This is a genomic window from Pseudomonas sp., from assembly GCF_050739995.1.
Taxonomy (GTDB): domain Bacteria; phylum Pseudomonadota; class Gammaproteobacteria; order Pseudomonadales; family Pseudomonadaceae; genus Aquipseudomonas.
Window position 1 is genome coordinate 1 of record NZ_JBOICG010000585.1, and the last position, 3,139, is coordinate 3,139.

General features: G+C 60.9%; 5 protein-coding genes. 4 read left to right on the forward strand and 1 reads right to left on the reverse strand.

Annotated features, from left to right (window positions below; all coding sequences use genetic code 11):
• Window positions 1–51: 51 nt before the first annotated feature.
• Window positions 52–774: a monofunctional biosynthetic peptidoglycan transglycosylase gene (gene mtgA, locus ACRESD_RS19430; RefSeq protein ID WP_431752386.1), complete on the reverse strand. Its 723-nt coding sequence runs from the start codon at window positions 772–774 to the stop codon at window positions 52–54.
• A 74-nt stretch (window positions 775–848) separates the two neighbouring features.
• On the opposite strand from mtgA, the gene ACRESD_RS19435 reads away from it, so the two are divergent.
• The 4 genes from ACRESD_RS19435 to trmB all read left to right on the forward strand — a co-directional run bounded on the left by ACRESD_RS19435 (window position 849) and on the right by trmB (window position 3,076).
• Window positions 849–1,226, forward strand: a complete 378-nt coding sequence (locus ACRESD_RS19435) for a DUF423 domain-containing protein (protein ID WP_431752387.1) — start codon at window positions 849–851, stop codon at window positions 1,224–1,226.
• Window positions 1,227–1,297: 71 nt separating this feature from the next.
• Window positions 1,298–1,498, forward strand: coding sequence for a sulfur carrier protein ThiS (gene thiS, locus ACRESD_RS19440; protein ID WP_032865944.1), 201 nt, complete (start codon window positions 1,298–1,300; stop codon window positions 1,496–1,498).
• 48 nt (window positions 1,499–1,546) lie between these two features.
• Window positions 1,547–2,341 (forward strand): thiazole synthase, encoded by a 795-nt coding sequence (locus ACRESD_RS19445; RefSeq protein ID WP_150674407.1) that lies wholly within the window; start codon window positions 1,547–1,549, stop codon window positions 2,339–2,341.
• Between the two features lie 9 nt (window positions 2,342–2,350).
• Window positions 2,351–3,076, forward strand: a complete 726-nt coding sequence (gene trmB, locus ACRESD_RS19450; RefSeq protein WP_431752388.1) for a tRNA (guanosine(46)-N7)-methyltransferase TrmB — start codon at window positions 2,351–2,353, stop codon at window positions 3,074–3,076.
• The last annotated feature ends 63 nt before the right edge of the window (window positions 3,077–3,139 follow it).

The following is a 3,139-nucleotide window of genomic DNA, read 5'->3' on the forward strand; positions in this document are numbered from 1 at the left end:
CTGACCCACCGCTATCGCAGGCAAGCCAGCTCCCACAGGAACCGCGTTGTGTCAGTCGGACCAGGGGGCCTTGCGGGAGTTGTTCAGCTCGAGCAGGTAGCCATCGCCACCGAGTTGGCTCATCTGCTGGCGAATCCACGCCGCCCGCCTTGCCACGTATGCGGTCGGATGGCTGGCACTCCACACCCGCGGGTTCGGCAACACCGCCGCCAGATAACTGGCCTGCTGGCGAGAAAGCGCCTCGGCGCTCACCCCGAAGTGATGCCGCGCTGCCGCTTCCGCGCCAAACACCCCTTCATCCCATTCCACACTGTTGAGGTATACCTCAAGAATCCGCTGCTTGGGCCACATCACCTCGATCAGCCCGGTAAACCAGGCTTCCAGGCCCTTGCGGAAATAGCTACGACCGGCCCACAGGAACAGGTTCTTGGAGACCTGCTGGCTCAGTGTGCTGGCGCCGCGAATCGATCCGCCACGCTCGTTATGCAGGATCGCTGCCTGGATCGCGCCGAAATCAAAGCCCCAATGCTGCGGGAAACGCTGGTCTTCACCGGCCATCACCGCCACTTTCAGGTCATTGGAGATCTCATCCCAGGGTACCCACGTGCGCTGCAGGTCAATTGGCTCGCCGTCGACCCAGGATTCGACCTTGCGCTCCACCATCAATGCGGTGAACGGTGGCGGCACGACACGCAATAACAGCACCAGCAGCACACTGCCGATGGCAAACCATTTCACGACTTTAAGAAAGCGTTTGAAGAGGAGACGCAGCATAGAGATGGCTTGGCCGAACCCGTTGAGCGGGCCATTATACAGACCCGGCCCTTTGCGTCTGACTGGAGTTCCTCATGTTGCGTGGCTTTCTGATGTTGGCTGCTTTTTTCGGCTTTACCGGTGTCGCCCTTGGCGCTTTTGCCGCCCACGGCCTGAAAAATCGCTTGAGCGCCGAGTACCTGGCGATCTTCCACACCGGCGTGACCTATCAACTGGTACACACCCTGGCGCTGTTCGGCGTGGCGTTGTTGGCGGCGCATATTCCTGGCCGGTTGGTCAGTTGGGCGGGCATCTCGTTTACTGTCGGCATTTTGTTGTTCTCCGGCAGCCTGTATGTCTTGACCATGACCGGCATCAGCAAGCTCGGGATCATCACGCCGTTTGGCGGGCTGGCCTTCCTGCTGGGCTGGTTCTTCCTGGGCCTGGCGGCGTGGCGCTTGCAGACAGCCTGACCAAGGGACTTGGGCCGGCAACCTCAATCGGGCTAGAATGCGGACCCCTAAAAACGATGGCGGCCCGTGGCATGCGCATTCAGTTGAACGGCGAATCCTTTGAACTGCCCGACGGTGAAACCGTTGCGGCCCTGCTGACCCGCCTGGACTTGACCGGGCGTCGCGTCGCAGTGGAGCTCAACCTGGATATCGTCCCGCGTAGCCAGCATGCCGAGACCGCGCTCACCGAAGGTGACCAAGTCGAAGTGGTTCACGCCATCGGCGGCGGCTGATCGCCCGCCTGAATTCTGCAGAACCTCACCCCATTTCGAGGATTTCCCATGAGCATCGTTCGTAGCGACAAGCCCTTTGTGCTGGCCGGTCGTACCTACCAGTCCCGTCTGCTGGTCGGTACCGGCAAGTACCGCGACATGGAAGAAACCCGCCTGGCTATCGAAGCCTCGGGCGCCGAGATCGTCACCTTCGCCGTACGCCGCACCAACTTGGGCCAGATCGAAGGCGAGCCGAACCTGCTCGAAGTGCTGTCGCCGGATCGCTACACGTTCTTGCCGAACACAGCCGGTTGCTACGACGCTATCGAAGCTGTGCGAACCTGCCGCCTGGCCCGTGAGCTGCTCGACGGCCACAACCTGGTGAAGCTGGAAGTGCTGGCCGACCAGAAAACCCTGTTCCCCAACGTGATCGAAACCCTCAAGGCCGCTGAAACCCTGGTCAAGGAAGGCTTCGACGTGATGGTCTACACCAGCGATGACCCGATCATCGCCCGTCAACTGGCGGAAATCGGCTGCATTGCGGTGATGCCGTTGGCCGGTCTGATCGGTTCCGGCCTGGGCATCTGCAACCCCTACAACCTGCAGATCATTCTTGAAGAAGCCAAGATCCCGGTGCTGGTGGATGCGGGTGTGGGCACTGCCTCCGACGCGACCATCGCCATGGAACTGGGCTGCGACGCGGTGCTGATGAACTCGGCCATCGCCCATGCCCAGCAACCGGTCATGATGGCCGAAGCCATGCAACATGCCATCGTCGCGGGCCGCTTGGCGTACCTCGCTGGGCGCATGCCGAAAAAACTCTACGCCAGCGCCTCTTCGCCGCTGGATGGTCTGATCAAGTAAGAGCCATTGATGACTGAATCAAACGAAACGCCGAACACCCTGGAAGAAGGCGACGAGTCCAAGCACCGCCGCATCAAGAGTTTTGTGATGCGCGCCGGTCGCATGACCGAAGGCCAGCAAAAGGGCCTGGAACAAGGTACGCCGCTGTTCGTATTGCCATTGGCCGATGCGCCAGTGGACTACGACCAAGTGTTCGGCCGTTCGGCCCCGCGTTCCCTGGAAATCGGTTTCGGCATGGGTCACTCCCTGCTGGAAATGGCGGCGGCCTCGCCGGACCAGGATTTTATCGGTGTGGAAGTGCACCGCCCGGGTGTCGGTGCGCTGCTCAATGGCGTGCTGACCCAAGGCCTGACCAACCTGCGGGTCTACGACTGCGACGCGATCGAAGTGCTCAACCGTTGCATCGCCGACAACAGTCTCGACCGCCTGATGCTGTTCTTCCCCGACCCATGGCACAAAGCCCGTCACCACAAACGTCGGATCGTCCAGGCGTCCTTCGCGGAGCTGGTACGCAGCAAGCTGAAAGTGGGCGGCATCCTGCACATGGCCACCGACTGGGAACCATATGCTGAATATATGCTGGAAGTGATGAACGTTGCCCCTGGCTACCGCAACCTGGCCGAAGACGGCAAATGCGTACCACGTCCGGCTGAGCGTCCGATCACCAAGTTCGAACGCCGCGGTGAGCGACTCGGGCATGGTGTGTGGGATTTGAAGTTCGAGAAGCTGGCCTAACCCGCCTGCAACTTTGAAATGCAGTGAAAAATGTGGGAGGGGGCTTGCCCCCGATAGCGGTGG